This is a genomic window from Paraburkholderia sp. SSBN10T (assembly GCF_056619545.1).
Genome location: NZ_JBWQQI010000028.1, coordinates 64,705 through 78,475 on the forward strand (window position 1 = coordinate 64,705; position 13,771 = coordinate 78,475).

11 protein-coding genes are annotated in these 13,771 nt (G+C 61.4%); 6 read left to right on the plus strand and 5 right to left on the minus strand.

Features of this window, described 5'->3' with window-relative positions:
* Window positions 1-27: 27 nt before the first annotated feature.
* Complete coding sequence (gene ribBA, locus AC1ECK_RS31545; RefSeq protein WP_480326337.1) at window positions 28-1,164, minus strand: bifunctional 3,4-dihydroxy-2-butanone-4-phosphate synthase/GTP cyclohydrolase II; 1,137 nt, start codon at window positions 1,162-1,164, stop codon at window positions 28-30.
* Between the two features lie 259 nt (window positions 1,165-1,423).
* Here ribBA and AC1ECK_RS31550 point away from each other — a divergent pair, with 259 nt between their 5' ends.
* Window positions 1,424-2,191 (plus strand): tetratricopeptide repeat protein, encoded by a 768-nt coding sequence (locus tag AC1ECK_RS31550; RefSeq protein ID WP_480326339.1) that lies wholly within the window; start codon window positions 1,424-1,426, stop codon window positions 2,189-2,191.
* Window positions 2,192-2,231: 40 nt separating this feature from the next.
* Here AC1ECK_RS31550 and AC1ECK_RS31555 read toward each other — a convergent pair whose 3' ends face one another.
* Both AC1ECK_RS31555 and AC1ECK_RS31560 read right to left on the minus strand, forming a co-directional pair.
* Complete coding sequence (locus AC1ECK_RS31555; RefSeq protein WP_480326413.1) at window positions 2,232-2,951, minus strand: ABC transporter substrate-binding protein; 720 nt, start codon at window positions 2,949-2,951, stop codon at window positions 2,232-2,234.
* 561 nt (window positions 2,952-3,512) lie between these two features.
* Window positions 3,513-3,830 (minus strand): hypothetical protein, encoded by a 318-nt coding sequence (locus tag AC1ECK_RS31560; RefSeq protein ID WP_480326341.1) that lies wholly within the window; start codon window positions 3,828-3,830, stop codon window positions 3,513-3,515.
* A 14-nt stretch (window positions 3,831-3,844) separates the two neighbouring features.
* Here AC1ECK_RS31560 and AC1ECK_RS31565 point away from each other — a divergent pair, with 14 nt between their 5' ends.
* A complete protein-coding gene (locus AC1ECK_RS31565; protein WP_480326342.1) occupies window positions 3,845-5,023 on the plus strand; it encodes a porin in 1,179 nt (392 codons plus the stop codon).
* Window positions 5,024-5,137: 114 nt separating this feature from the next.
* Window positions 5,138-6,946, plus strand: coding sequence for a methyl-accepting chemotaxis protein (locus AC1ECK_RS31570; protein ID WP_480326343.1), 1,809 nt, complete (start codon window positions 5,138-5,140; stop codon window positions 6,944-6,946).
* A gap of 141 nt (window positions 6,947-7,087) precedes the next feature.
* Here AC1ECK_RS31570 and AC1ECK_RS31575 read toward each other — a convergent pair whose 3' ends face one another.
* A complete protein-coding gene (locus AC1ECK_RS31575) occupies window positions 7,088-7,381 on the minus strand; it encodes a hypothetical protein (protein WP_480326345.1) in 294 nt (97 codons plus the stop codon).
* A 298-nt stretch (window positions 7,382-7,679) separates the two neighbouring features.
* Window positions 7,680-9,230: a methyl-accepting chemotaxis protein gene (locus AC1ECK_RS31580; protein ID WP_480326347.1), complete on the minus strand. Its 1,551-nt coding sequence runs from the start codon at window positions 9,228-9,230 to the stop codon at window positions 7,680-7,682.
* 572 nt (window positions 9,231-9,802) lie between these two features.
* Between AC1ECK_RS31580 and araD the strand changes: the two genes are divergently transcribed.
* From araD to AC1ECK_RS31595, 3 genes are all read left to right on the plus strand, one after another.
* Window positions 9,803-11,605 carry an L-arabinonate dehydratase gene (gene araD / locus AC1ECK_RS31585; protein ID WP_480326349.1) on the plus strand — a complete coding sequence of 601 codons (1,803 nt, stop codon included), beginning with the start codon at window positions 9,803-9,805 and terminating at the stop codon, window positions 11,603-11,605.
* 17 nt (window positions 11,606-11,622) lie between these two features.
* A complete protein-coding gene (locus tag AC1ECK_RS31590; protein ID WP_480326351.1) occupies window positions 11,623-12,357 on the plus strand; it encodes a ribonuclease activity regulator RraA in 735 nt (244 codons plus the stop codon).
* A gap of 69 nt (window positions 12,358-12,426) precedes the next feature.
* Window positions 12,427-13,764, plus strand: a complete 1,338-nt coding sequence (locus AC1ECK_RS31595; protein ID WP_480326353.1) for an MFS transporter — start codon at window positions 12,427-12,429, stop codon at window positions 13,762-13,764.
* Window positions 13,765-13,771: the final 7 nt, after the last annotated feature.

The following is a 13,771-nucleotide window of genomic DNA, read 5'->3' on the forward strand; positions in this document are numbered from 1 at the left end:
GATCAGCGTTGCGGTTGCTGGTGCCGGTCAGGGCGTTTGCGGCGTTTGGGAGGGGCAGCCCGGCATCGGCACGAAGCCCGTGACTTCGAGACCGTAGCCCGACATGCTGCCCAGCTTGCGCGGGTTCGACAGCACCTGCATCTTGCCGACACCCAGTTCGCGCAGGATCTGCGCGCCGATGCCGTAGGTCTTGAAATCGACCGGGCGGCGTTTGAGCGCGTCGGCCTTGTCCTTCGAATCGAACGCCTTGAAGACGTCGATCAGGTGCTCTTTCGAGTCGCCGCAATTGAGCAGCACGACCACGCCGAGGTCGCGTTGCGCGATCTCTTTCATCGCGGCATCCAGCGTCCACGAGTGGGTCGATGCGCCGACTTCGAGCAGATCCAGTACCGAGAGCGGTTCATGGACCCGCACCGGCGTTTCCTGCTCGGGGGTGGGCTTGCCGCGCACCAGCGCGATATGCGGCTGGCCGCTTGGCTGGTCGAGGTACATCACCGCGCGGAATGGGCCGTGCGCCGTCTGCATGGTGCGCTCGCAGATGCGCTCGACGATCGATTCCGTGCGGCTGCGGTAGTGAATCAGGTCGGCAATCGTGCCGATTTTCAGGTTGTGTTCCTCCGCGAACTCCAGCAGGTCCGGCAGGCGCGCCATCGTGCCGTCGTCCTTGATGACCTCGCAGATCACCGCCGCGGGCGTCAGGCCCGCCAGCGCCGTGAAATCGCAGCCGGCCTCGGTGTGGCCGGCTCGCACCAGTACGCCGCCGGGCTGCGCCATGATCGGAAACACGTGACCGGGCTGGACGATATGCTCGGGCCGTGCGTCATGCGCGACGGCGGCGAGGATCGTGCGGGCCCGGTCGGCCGCCGAAATGCCCGTGGTGACGCCTTCAGCCGCCTCGATACTGACGGTGAACGCTGTGCCGTACTGGGTGCCGTTGCGATACGTCATGAGCGGCAGGTTCAGCAGCTTGCAGCGTTCCTGCGTGAGCGTCAGGCAGACGAGGCCGCGGCCGTAGCGGGCCATGAAGTTGATCGCTTCCGGCGTGACGAATTCTGCGGCGATGACGAGGTCGCCCTCGTTTTCGCGGTCTTCTTCATCGACGAGTATCACCATCCGGCCGGCTTTCAGTTCGGCGATGATCTCAAGAGTGGAGGCGAGCGTCATGTTGGCGAGAAGTTCGGTAAAGCGCGTATTTTACGCCACCGGCGGGTCCGCGTCGTTACGGCGAACGGGATAGGCCGTTTGGCGGGGTGGTGTAGGGGCGGCGCGACTCCGTCTTAGGTAGACTGTGGCATCTGCAATGCAGCAATTCAACGGATTGCGATCCGTTGCGGGCCGCCGGCACGCTGCGCGCCCATCGTGGTTGCGCCTTTGCCGTCCGGCGCGGTCGTTTATCGCTTCACCTTGGTCTCAAGTCGAAAACATGTCATTTTTTGGAATCGGTCTTCACGTCATCGTAGCGCTGTTTTTTGCCGTGCATGTGGTGCGTACGCACCAGAATATGTACTGGCTGTTGCTGCTGTTCGCCTTCCCGTTGCTCGGCAGCGTGGTCTATCTGTTCGCGATCTACTTGCCGAGCCTGCGCGAGTCGCGCGGCGGCCGGGCCGCCACGCGTGCGATTTCGCAACTGGTCGACCCCAATCGGGCAGTGCGCGAGGCGCGCGTCAACTTTGACCGCGCGCCTACGGTCGAGCATCGGATGCGGCTGGGCGCGGCATTGCTGGAAGCGGGGCAGGCCGGAGAAGCGCTGGAGCATTATCAGGCGGCCGCAAATGGACCGTTTGCGACTGATCCTGCGTTGCTGCTAGGCCTGGCAAAGGTGCAGTTCGAGGTCGGTCAGCATGCCGCGGCGCAGGCTAGTCTCGCGCGGCTGTTCGACGCGAACCCGCAGGCGCGCCAGCAGCCAGAGCCGGCGTTGCTCTATGCGCGGACCCTTGCTGCGCTCGATGCCCCCGACACACGGGCGGCCTTCGAGCAGTCGCTCGCCTGTGCGAGCGATGCCGCGCCGCGCTGTCTGTTTGCCGACTGGTTGGTCAAGCAAGGCGACGCGGCGGATCGCCAGCGCGCCATCAGCCTGTACGCGGATATCGCGCAGGATGCGAAGCACTGGCCGCGTCATGCACGGGAACACAACCGCGAGTGGCTGCAGCGGGCTCAGGCGGCGCTGGCGGCGGCGCCGTCACGGTCGTAACAGGCCTTCTCGCCCAGGCAACGAAACGCCAAGGGAACTGCTAGTCAGTGTCCCTGGCTACGGCTGCGCCCGTGATGTTGTGACGCGCGAGAGACGCCGCGACAAAGCCGGACGCTTTCATGTCTTCGACAAACCCGGACAGATACGCGGCGGCTTCATCGCCCCTTGTCTTCGGCACACCCATCGCCTGGCGGATCACCATGAAACGCTGACCGAGGATCCGCAATCCGCCCGCCTTGGCGGCATCTGTTTCGAGCTGTTGCTTGACGCCTGCTGCGACGTCCAGATGCTGATCCAGAAAACTTCGCACCACAGCGGGCGAGGTCGGAATCCGCACAATCGTCGCGTGATGCAATTCGCGCGTGAGAAACAGATCGTAGGCGCTGTCCTTGCCGACTGCGACGGTTACTCCCGGTTGATCGACCTGATCGTTGGTGGTGATCGGCGAGGTGTCGCGCACCAGGTAAAAGCCTTCGATCAACACGTACGGTTTCGTGAAACTGATTTCCTGTCCGCGCTTCGGATCGACGGCGAAGAAACCGATATCGGCCTTGTCCTGATTCAGATTGTCCACGGATGCGCCCGCTGACTTTGCCGTGACCAGTTGCAACGGTACGCCGAGACGGCTGGCGAGTTCGGTGGCGAGATCGACCGAAACGCCGACCGGCTTGCCGGTCGCCGGATCGATGCTTGCCAGCACCGGATTGCCGAGATTGATGGAAGCGCGCAGCGTTCCGCTCGGCGCAAATACCTTCACCATGGATTCACCTGCTGGCTCTGTCGACTGCGAAGCGGTTTGTGGTGCGACGCTCGCGCCTTGAGCTTGCGCGAACGCGGACACCGGAACGAAGGCGGCGGCGCCGGCGCCGGCCGCCAGCATGAAAGATAGCGTGCCAATCAGACTGGTTCGGCGTTCCGGCGTTGAAACCTTCTTCATATGGAGATGCGTTTGTTTAGCGGATTGGCACGAGCTTGCAAGCGTACGTCGAACGGACTGCAAAAATCCAGTTATTCCAACGGGTTGTGAAGATCCAGGGGGGGCGATGGATAGGCCTCTCCTGATGTCCTGCTTATTCGGGGCTCACGCAGGTATCGCCGACCATCAGGTGCACGATTTCATCGCCGTTGGTTTGCGGGTCCACTGCTCGCCGGCCACTTCGCCGCGCCGCAGCACAACTATGCGGTTGGCGAGTCCGAAGATGTTCGTAGTTCTTGTTGTACGACGACGCATAACAAGCGAGTTGCTCGCCCGTGTCCTTCGGGCAGGGTCTCCATCCTTATACGATAACGGGCATATCCCTACATGCCATGCAGAGTATCCTTACATGGCAAGTTCCTGAAAGCTAAGAGGTGGGTAAACACCGACTAGCTGAGCTTTGCCTAATTTTAAGTTACGAGATACGATGACCGACAATTTTGCGTTGCCCGATCGGCGCATGTCGCGTTGTTCTGCATTGATGGCTTTGCGCACCAGATGACTGCTGTCCTCGTCAGCGTGCTGAGTGCGTATTTTCTCGAATCGACCGGCCTGGGAACCGTGTGCGGATTTGCGGGAGTGGCGGCCTGGGATTTTTAGTTGTGGCTGGCGCACTCGCAATAGAGAGAATAGTTGGTTTAACGAAATATTAATGACTTTCAACAGGAGATGACGAGATGAGTATCAAGCAAGTAGCGCTTTACCGGGGAGCGGTGACGGGACTTTGTGCAGCCGTCGCGTCTGGCTTGCCGTTAGCCGCGCATGCCCAGAGTAGCGTGACCTTGTATGGTGCTATCGATAACGGGATTACCTACGTCAGCAATCAAAAGGGCAGTCATAATATTTACCTGAGCCAGGGCAGTCTGAACGCGAGCAAGTTTGGCTTTCTCGGTTCGGAAGACCTCGGTGGCGGTCTAAAAACGATCTTCCGGCTCGAAGCCGGTTATAACTCGTTGACCGGCGCCGCCAGTTCGTCAGGCTATGAATTCAACCGCCAGGCATACGTAGGATTGAGCGATCAGCAATACGGCACGTTGACAGTGGGTCGCCAATACACGCCGTACTTCAATTTCGTCGGTGCGCTTGGTCCGACGGGTTACCTGACGGGTGCAACCGGTGCGCATCCGGGCGACCTCGACGCGCTCGACACCACCTTGCGGTTCAATAATTCGCTAACCTACGCGTCGCCCGTGATCCGCGGCTTGCAGGGTAGCGTGCAGTACGGTCTGGGTGGCGTCGCAGGCAATTTCACGCAAGGCAATACGCTAAGCGCGGCGCTGCGTTACGAGATGGGCAGTTTCAGGGCCGCGGTCGGCTACGTTCGGCTGAGCAATCTCTCCTCCAGCAATGCGCTGGGCACGGTGGCCGACAACTCCCCGGTCAACGCCGCGTACGCGAGCGCCGAAACCAACCAGATGGTTGCAGCGGCGGCCCAGTACACGTTCGGCGGCTTGATGGTCGGGTTGAATTATTCGAATGTGTTGTATCGACCGGGCGCGGGCTCGGCTTTCAAGCAGACGGCCGTGTTCAACACCTACGGCGCGATCGCAACCTATCAGGCGACCCGAGCGATCACGGTGGCCGCCGGGTATAGCTATACGCGGGCGAGCGAATCGAACGGCATTTCGGATACGGCGCGTTATAACCAGGTCTCGCTCGAGCAGACTTATGCGCTCTCCAAGCGGACCTGCATCTACTTCCTCGAGGCCTATCAGCGCGCCAGCGGGGAAGCACTCGCGTCCAACGGGACTTCGATTGTCAACGCGGTGGCGGTTGTCGGCGATTCGCAGAACGGCACACCTTCTTCGGGACCCTCCCAGTTCGTCGGGACCATCGGCTTGCGCCATTTCTTCTGATTTGAGTTTGCTGGAGTGCGCATGGATTGATCTGGCCGGCGTGGCCGCGATTTCGCGCAAGGCAGTACGCTGAGCGCGGCCTGTGCGCCGGCCAACAATCGTTGGGAATTCATCATGCTTGTATCGATTCGCGCACGCATCCTCGTCACGTGTGTCGCCATTGTCGTCACTGCGCTGGCCGTTACCGGCGGGCTGCTCTACTACGTGGCGCAGCGGCACAACGATCAGATGATCGACGAGAATCAGAAGGCGGTTTTAGCCGGCCAGGCGCTCGCCATCGACGAGTGGATCGCCACCCGGACGAAGCAGGTCCAGACGCTCTCCGACTCGATTCCCCTTGGCGACGGCGATCCATTGCCCATGCTGAAGCTCATTTCCGGTTCGGGGGACTTCATTGCCGTCACACTCGGTCTGCCCGACAAGAGCGCCTATTCGTCGGTGCACCTGCCTGGCGGCTATGACCCCACGGGGCGGCCCTGGTACAGGCAGGCGTCGGCGACGGGCCATGCGCTGGTGACGAATGCCTATCTCGATGCGGGGACCGGCAAGCCGACCTTCTCGTTCGTGGCGCCTGTCATGCGCAACGGCAGCTTCAAGGGTGCGATTTCCGCCGGCGTGCTGCTCGAGGGCGTGAGCAACATTGTGTCCGGTATTCACCCGACACCCGCGAGTTTTGCCTTCCTTGTCGACAAGGAAGGCAATCTGCTCGCTCTTGCCAGGACCCAACTTTTGATGAAGCCGGCAACCGAGCTCGCGCCCACGCTGACGCGCGACAAGCTGGCTTCGCTACAGGATGCGGCGGCGCCGGTTCCGGTGACGATAGACGGCGTGACCAAGCTGCTGCGCGCTCACCCGGTTGCCGGCACCGCATGGAGCCTCGTCCTCGCACTCGACCAGTCGGATGTGACCGCCGGCACACACGCGATGGCGACGACGTCGTTGATCGCGATCGTCGTGGTTGCGCTGATTGCGGCGGCCGTCGTCGGCACGTTGACGGGCGTGACGTTCAAACGCATTTTGCTGGTGCGCGACGCGCTGACCGACGTGGCCAGCGGCAGCGGCGATCTGTCGACGCGTTTGCCGGTCACCGGTGAGGATGAAGCGTCGCAGATCGCTCACGCATTCAACCTGTTTGCCCAGAAGGTCAATGCGATCTTGTTGCAGATTCGGGAAAGCAGTGCGTCGGTCAGCATCGCGAGCGCTGAAATCGCGCAGGGCAACCAGGATCTGTCGAGCCGGACCGAGCACGCGGCCTCGAGCCTGCAGGAGACGGCGGCGGCAGTCGAGGAGATCGCCGGCACCGCACGCAATTCGGCCGATGCGGTCAGGAAGGTGAGCGAGCTTGCCGAGTCGGCATCGAGCGTGGCGTTGCAGGGCGGCAAGGTCGTGAACGAAGTCGTCTCGACGATGAACGACATCACGCAGGCGTCGGCCAAGATTGCGAACATTATTGGCGTGATCGACGGCATCGCGTTCCAGACCAATATCCTTGCGCTCAATGCGGCGGTCGAGGCTGCGCGCGCGAGCGAGCATGGCCGCGGTTTCGCGGTGGTGGCGGCTGAAGTCCGGGCGCTGGCCCAGCGCAGCGCGCAGGCAGCCAAAGAAATCAAGGAGCTGATCCAGTCGTCGGTTCAGCAAATCGAGGCGGGCTCCGGCCTCGTGGATACCGCTGGGGTGACAATGGGGGAAATTGTCGCAAGCGTGCGTGGCATCACGGGCGTCATCGGCGAAGTCACCGTGGCCGCGTCCGAACAGAGCACCGGGCTCGGTCAGGTGAATCAGGCGTTGGCGCAGCTCGATCACACGACGCAGCAGAATGCCGCGCTCGTCGAACAATCCGCAGCGGCCGCTGCGATGCTGAGCGAGCAGGCGGAAAAGCTGGCGCAGGCAGTCGGTCAGTTCAAGCTGGCGGTCGAGCGGTAAGGCCTCAAGGTATTGGCTCGTGGCGTTTTACACGCTGTCTTCGACATCGAGCAATCGAGTAGGAAGCGCCATGGCGTCCGCACTTGGCTCGTCATCGGGCTATCAACAAGCACTTCGAGTAGCGATTCCCGAGGCTCCCGCTTACGAATTCGAATTAGGGTACAGGGTGTCGCGCGGGAAGAATATGCGCGGTTCGAACGGCGTCAGCCTCACAGTCGCGCCCGTCGCGGTAAGGATGACGTTACAGGTCTGATCAATCTGCTTACCTTTCCTGTAAATGAACGCGCCTGGGCCGCCATCGCATTCGGCAGCGTGTTCGACGAGGCGCAATTCACGCCCGTTCGACATGGATCTCGTGATGACGAATCCGTCGGCCTGGGCCGCGGTTACGCCGACGAGGGCGGCTATTCCGATGACGATTTTCGCGATCTGCATGATGGGACCTCCGGGTTCGGCTGTGTGGCGCATGGGCTGGCCGCCGACAGGCTGGAGCCGATGTGAATGCAACTATATTAGACCGCGCTGCTTTCAAAGAAATTCGCCGCCGACCCATGTTCAACCGATGTAAAGGCCAGTCATTGCAACGGGTTATGCCCATCCGAATTTTGATGCTCGCTTCGACACTCTGGCCGGTGACCGGCTTGAGCGGCGCGCCGTTGGGTCCGGGAATCAGAGGCCCCTGAGCGGGTCGGCGCTACGCGCGACGATCGAGCGTGTTGCGCACCGCCTTTATTTACAATTTAAATATCGCGACGGTTTCCCGAAGCGTTTGGGTTTGCGCCTCCATCGATTGAGCCGCGGCAGCCGCTTCCTCGACCAGCGCGGCGTTCTGCTGGGTAACTTCGTCCATCTGCGTCACGGCTTGAGCGACTTGATCGATACCTTTGCTCTGCTCTTTTGACGCGCTTGCGATTTCTTCCATGATTTTCGTGACCCGCGACACGCTGTCCGAAATCTCCCGCATCTTGTCGCTGGTTTCGCCAACCAGACGGTTACCGGCATGCGTGCGCTCGACGGAAGCATCGATCAAGGCCTTGATCTCTTTGGCCGCTGCGGACGAACGTTGTGCCAGCGTACGAACTTCGCCGGCGACGACCGCGAAACCACGACCCTCTTCGCCGGCACGCGCTGCTTCAACCGCCGCGTTCAACGCCAGAATGTTGGTCTGAAATGCGATCCCCTCGATGATCGAGATAATTTCCGCGACTTTGCCGGAGCTGGTATCGATCGCCTGCATGGTGCTGCTCACCTGTTCTACCGCCATGCTTCCCGCGGCCGAATTATGGTGTGCCGTCAGAGCGAGGTTATTCGCGACCACGGCGCTTTCGGCGTTTTGCTTTACCGTTTCGGTCAGTTCCGCCATGCTGGCTGCGGTTTGTTCGAGCGCTGCTGCTTGCTCTTCGGTGCGCGACGACAGATCGAGGTTGCCGGCCGCAATCTGACTCGCGGCAGTCGCGATGCCTTCCGCCGCGTTGCGCACGGTGGCGACGGTGGTCCCCAATGTTTGCTTCATTTCGGCAAGGGCGCGCAATAGGGTGCCCATCTCGTCGTTCGAGGTGACTTGCACAGGGCGCCGCAGATCTCCTTGCGCCATTTCCGAAAAGTGTTCAAGCGCGGCGTCGAGCGGCAAGGTGATCGCTCGCAGCAGATTGCGCACCGTCAGCAAGCCAGCGACTGCAGCAATCACAATGGCTGCGTAGATCACGGCACGAATCGTCACGTAGCGGTTGTAGGCGTCGTTGTACAGTTTCGCCGATTGCTCCGTCTGAAAGGCCTTTAATTTGTCGTCACTTTGTCGATAGGGACTGTATGCGTTGCCGACGACGGTTGCTGCGGCGAGTATGTCCGTTGGGCTTGCGCCGGCCCTGATTGCTGCGCTGAGCGTGTCGATTTTCGTATATAGGGTTTGGCGGTTTGCGGAGACCGCCGCGGCTAGCCGGAGTTCGTCGGGACTGCTGGGTAGGGCGGTGTACTTCGCCCATGCGGCGTCTGTGTTGGCGCGGAATTCGCCGGCTCTGGCAATGACGGCCTCTACGCCCGGCTTGTCAGATGGATTTGCTGCCAAAGTCGCTGCCGCCCGGTCAAGGGTCGTGCGAATTTGCAGCACATTGGATTCGGCCTGGCTGATGGCTAAGGCGCTTGCGAGCTGATTGCTATAGACCTCGTTCAGACTGTCGACCGCTTTGCTCATTCCGAATTGCCCGAGCAGACCAAGGACGACCATCAGCGCGACCAGAAAAGCGATGGCAATGCATAAACGCCCGCGAATGGATAGATTCAGCATAGTTGACTCATTAGTCGGCGCGCGAAATGCGCCATGACGTTATAACGACTGCGTTGGATACGTAGAAAAAGGTCTTCGCAAGCGCCGGCGCAATAGCGCCAACTAACAAGGCGCGAATCGCCGCCGCCAGAACAAGTGTTTTTCTCAAACTGCTCATTAAATAGCGCTTCTCTATTTCCTTGGTTGAATGGTTGGTTTATTGAGGAACCACTGACCAGGTAAGGTCCGGACCGAGGCGAATATGGTATCGTTACCAATTATAAGGCCGATAATAACGTTGCCTCGATTGGTCCACAAGGCACGATAGCTAGGGGTTTTCCCGCTTCAGACGCTGAGTCGGTCGAGGATGGAGAAGTCGATGTCGGCCGCTGGCTGATCGATTGAGTGGCTATCAAGGCGCTTTGAGCCAAGCAGCGAGGCAGCCCAATCGAAGTGAATGTCCATTCTGGCTGTTGATCAGGGAAATCCCTTGCTGACATGCAGTAATGGTAGCGATACCATTGCCGCATGTTCATTGCAGTCCGGCCGCTGTGGTTGGGATTGGCATGATAGCGCTACCATAGAGGTCCAGATTGAAGACAAACCGCAAGACGCCTGAGGAGCTTCGCAGCCATCGCTGGTACGGTGTGAACGACCTTCGCTCGTTCGGTCATCGTTCGCGAACCGCGCAGATGGGTTACCACGCATCGGATTACATGGGCAAGCCGGTAATCGCGGTGGTCAACACGTGGAGCGAGATCAATTCCTGCCATACGCACTTCAAGCAGCGCGTCGAAGAAGTGAAGCGCGGTATCTGGCAGGCGGGCGGCTTTCCGGTCGAAATGCCGGTGATGACGCTCGCCGAACCGTTCCAGAAGCCGACGACGATGCTTTATCGCAACTTTCTCGCGATGGAAACCGAGGAATTGCTGAAGTCCTACCCCTTCGACGGCTGTGTGCTGATGGGCGGCTGCGACAAGACCACGCCCGGCCTGCTGATGGGGGCGATCAGCATGAACCTGCCGTCGATCTTTCTGCCCGCGGGACCGATGCTGCGCGGCAACTGGAACGGTCGCACCCTCGGCAGCGGTTCGGACACGTGGAAGTACTGGGCCGAACTACGCGCCGGCAAGATCACGGAAGATGAGTGGAAGGGCATCGAGAGCGGCATAGCCCGTTCGCCCGGCCACTGCATGACGATGGGCACCGCGTCGACGATGACCAGCGCCGCGGAAGCGCTCGGCTTGACGCTGCCCGGCTTCTCCTCGATTCCTGCCGTCGACTCGCGGCATGCGCAGTTCGCGTCGCTGACCGGCCAGCGCATCGTCGAGATGGTGTGGACCGATCAGAAGCCGTCGGACATCCTGACCGCCAAATCCTTCGATAACGCCGTCACCACCGTGCTGGCCATGTCCGGTTCGACCAACGCTATCGTCCACCTCGTTGCCGTAGCGCGCCGTGCCGGCATTGATCTAACGACAGCGCGCTTCGACGAACTGGCCCGCATCACGCCCGTGCTCGGCAATCTGCGTCCGTCCGGCCAGTATCTGATGGAAGATTTTTTCTACGCAGGCGGCTTGCGCGCGCTGCTGGTCGAACTTGGCGAGTTGATCGACGGCTCGCAGATGACGGTCAATGGCTCGACGCTTGGCGAAAACATCGCTGGGGCGCAGATCCATGACGACGACGTGATCCGCAGGCGCAACAATCCGCTCGTCGCGAGTGACGGTCTTGCAGTTCTGGCCGGCAATCTCGCACCGGACGGCGCAGTCATCAAGCCGGCCGCGATGGAAGCGCATCTACTGAAGCACCGCGGCCCGGCAGTCGTGTTCAAGGACTACGCGGACATGGCGGCTCGCATCGATACGGAAGAACTCGAGGTCACGGCCGATTCGGTGATCGTGCTGCAGCATGCCGGTCCGGTCGGCGCGCCCGGCATGCCGGAGTGGGGCCAGTTGCCGATTCCGCAGAAGCTCCTGAAGCAGGGCGTGCGCGACATGCTGCGCATTTCCGACGCGCGCATGAGCGGGACCAGCTACGGCGCGTGCGTGCTGCATGTGGCGCCGGAGTCGTTCGTCGGCGGACCGCTCGCCCTGGTGAAGGACGGCGACATGATCGAACTGAACGTCGCCGCTCGCCGCCTGCATCTCGAGGTCAGCGACGTCGAACTCGCCGCGCGCAAGGCAGCGTGGCAACCGCCCAAGCCTCCGTTCCAACGCGGCTTCGGCGTGATGCATCAATTGCACGTGACGCAGGCGAACAAGGGCTGCGACTTCGACTTCCTCGAGGAGCCGGTGAACGCAGGCGCGGAGCCGCAACCCGTGCAATCCGGGCAGACGGAGCAGGCCATCCGCGACACGCCGAGCGCGAAGCGCAGCGAGCCCGAGATCCACTAATTCATCCAGAGCCTTTCATGACTTCATCCGATATCACCGTCAGCGAAGCCACACTCGAACAACTGCGGTACGTCAGCACGGCGACGTTGACCACGCAACTCTTCAAGCGCGGCCTGCGCAACGTGTTTCTGCAAGGGGTCGCGCCGCTCGTGAAGCCTGCTCCCGGCCAGCCGAATCTGGTCGGTCCGGCGTTCACGCTGCGCAATATTCCGGCGCGCGAGGACCTCGATCACGTCGGTGTGTTTCAGGACCCCGATCATCCGCAGCGCAAGGCTGTCGAAAGCGCGCCGCCTGGCAGCGTGCTCGTGCAGGACTGCCGTGGTGACCGGTCGGTCGCGTCGGTCGGATCGATTCTGGCGCTGCGTCTTGCGAAGCGAGGCGTCGCCGGCATGGTATCGGACGGGCCGGTGCGCGACAGCGGTACGATTGCAGAACTGGGCCTGCCGCTGTGGTGTACGGGCGCAAGCGCACCGCTCAATCTCGCGAAGCACCATGCCGTCGATATGGATGTGCCTATTGCATGCGGTGGCGTGCCGGTGTATCCGGGCGATATCGTCGTTGCCGATGTGGACGGTGTTGTGATCGTGCCGCGTGAAATGGCCGAAGATGTGGCCCGCGATGCCGCCGAGCAGGAACAGCTCGAAGCGTTCATTACGCAGCGTATCGAAGAAGGCCGGCCGTTGCGCGGCACCTATCCGCCGAACGAGGAAACGCTGGCGGCGTATGCGCAGTGGCGAACACAAAAACAATAAGGCGCTAAAGCCGCTTCGATTCATCATAGAACAAAGGTTCGCGCACACCGCGCGAGCACAGGAGACACCGTGACTGTCACGACACCGGCGATCGGCGAATCGCGTTTGATCAACCGCCTTGCACTTCGTTTGATGCCGCTATTGGGGCTGCTGTATCTGGTCGCCTACATCGACCGCTCCAATATCAGTTTCGCGAAGTTGCAGATGCTCGGCAGCCTCGGACTCTCGGAAGTGGCGTATGGGCTCGGCGCGTCGCTGTTCTTTGTCGGCTACCTGGTCTTCGAAGTACCGAGCAATGTGCTTCTGCATAAATACGGCGCGCCGCGCTGGATGGCGCGCATCATGTTCACGTGGGGCATTGTCACGCTGCTGCTCGCCTTCACGCGGAACGCGACCATGTTCTACATCCTGCGTTTCCTGCTCGGCGCCTCGGAAGCCGGTTTGTATCCCGGCGTGATCTATTACCTGACGCTGTGGTTTCCGGCCCGGCATCGGGTGCATATGCTCGGGTATTTCACGGTCGGCAGCAGTCTGGGCAACATGGTCGGCGCGCCAATCTGCGGCTGGCTGCTCGACAAGAGTGGCCTCGCGGGTTTGCATGGCTGGCAGCTCGTGTTCATCGTCACCGGCCTGCCGTCGGTTCTGCTGACGTTCGTGGTGTTGTTCCTGCTGCCCGCATCGCCGAAGCAGGCGAAGTTCCTGTCCGCCGACGAGAAAGCGTGGCTCAACGCCACGCTCGATGCGGAGCGTGCACAGATCAAGTCCGTCACCGCCGCCCATGCTTCGCTGCTGAGCGTGCTGACGGAGCCGCGCGTGATCGGCATGGCGCTGTACTACATGATGCTGTCGATTTCCGTCTACGGCGTGAGCTACTGGCTGCCGACCCTGGTGAAGGGCTTCGGCGTCAGCAACACGACCAACGGCCTGCTGAACATCATTCCATGGCTGATGGCGACGATCGTGCTGGCGTGGCTGCCGGCAAAGCTCAAAGCCGGCAACCGCGTGGTCGCCGCGATGTTGATTGCTGCGTTGCTCGGCGTTGTCTGTTTCCTGAGTGCCGTGTTCCTGCCGACCAACACGCTGCGGTTCGCCGCGCTCTGTTTCGGCGCGCCGTGCATGTATCTGCTGATCCCCTGTTTCTGGACGTTGCCGCCGAAGTTCCTGTTCGGCGCGCGCGCTGCGGCCGGCATTGCGGCGATCAATTCGCTTGGGAATATCGGCGGCTTCATCGCGCAAAATCTCGTGCCCTGGGTCCATCAGACCACGGGCAGCGTGAAGGCGCCGATGTTCATCCCGGCGGCGTGTCTGCTGGTCTTCGCTGCAATTACGGTGTGGGTCCTGCGCGGTTATGGCAGATCGGACGAACCCAAGCCGGCCGCCGAAAACGGCAGGCCGGTGACCGAATAGCCGTTCA

Bases quoted from the DNA above. Each gene is read 5' to 3' on its own strand.
- ribBA (WP_480326337.1), bottom strand. From the start codon at position 1,164: ATGACGCTCGCCTCCACTCTTGAGATCATCGCCGAACTGAAAGCCGGC.
- AC1ECK_RS31565 (WP_480326342.1), top strand. From the start codon at position 3,845: ATGAGTATCAAGCAAGTAGCGCTTTACCGGGGAGCGGTGACGGGACTT.
- AC1ECK_RS31570 (WP_480326343.1), top strand. From the start codon at position 5,138: ATGCTTGTATCGATTCGCGCACGCATCCTCGTCACGTGTGTCGCCATT.
- AC1ECK_RS31575 (WP_480326345.1), bottom strand. From the start codon at position 7,381: ATGCAGATCGCGAAAATCGTCATCGGAATAGCCGCCCTCGTCGGCGTA.
- AC1ECK_RS31550 (WP_480326339.1), top strand. From the start codon at position 1,424: ATGTCATTTTTTGGAATCGGTCTTCACGTCATCGTAGCGCTGTTTTTT.
- AC1ECK_RS31580 (WP_480326347.1), bottom strand. From the start codon at position 9,230: ATGCTGAATCTATCCATTCGCGGGCGTTTATGCATTGCCATCGCTTTT.
- AC1ECK_RS31590 (WP_480326351.1), top strand. From the start codon at position 11,623: ATGACTTCATCCGATATCACCGTCAGCGAAGCCACACTCGAACAACTG.
- AC1ECK_RS31555 (WP_480326413.1), bottom strand. From the start codon at position 2,951: ATGGTGAAGGTATTTGCGCCGAGCGGAACGCTGCGCGCTTCCATCAAT.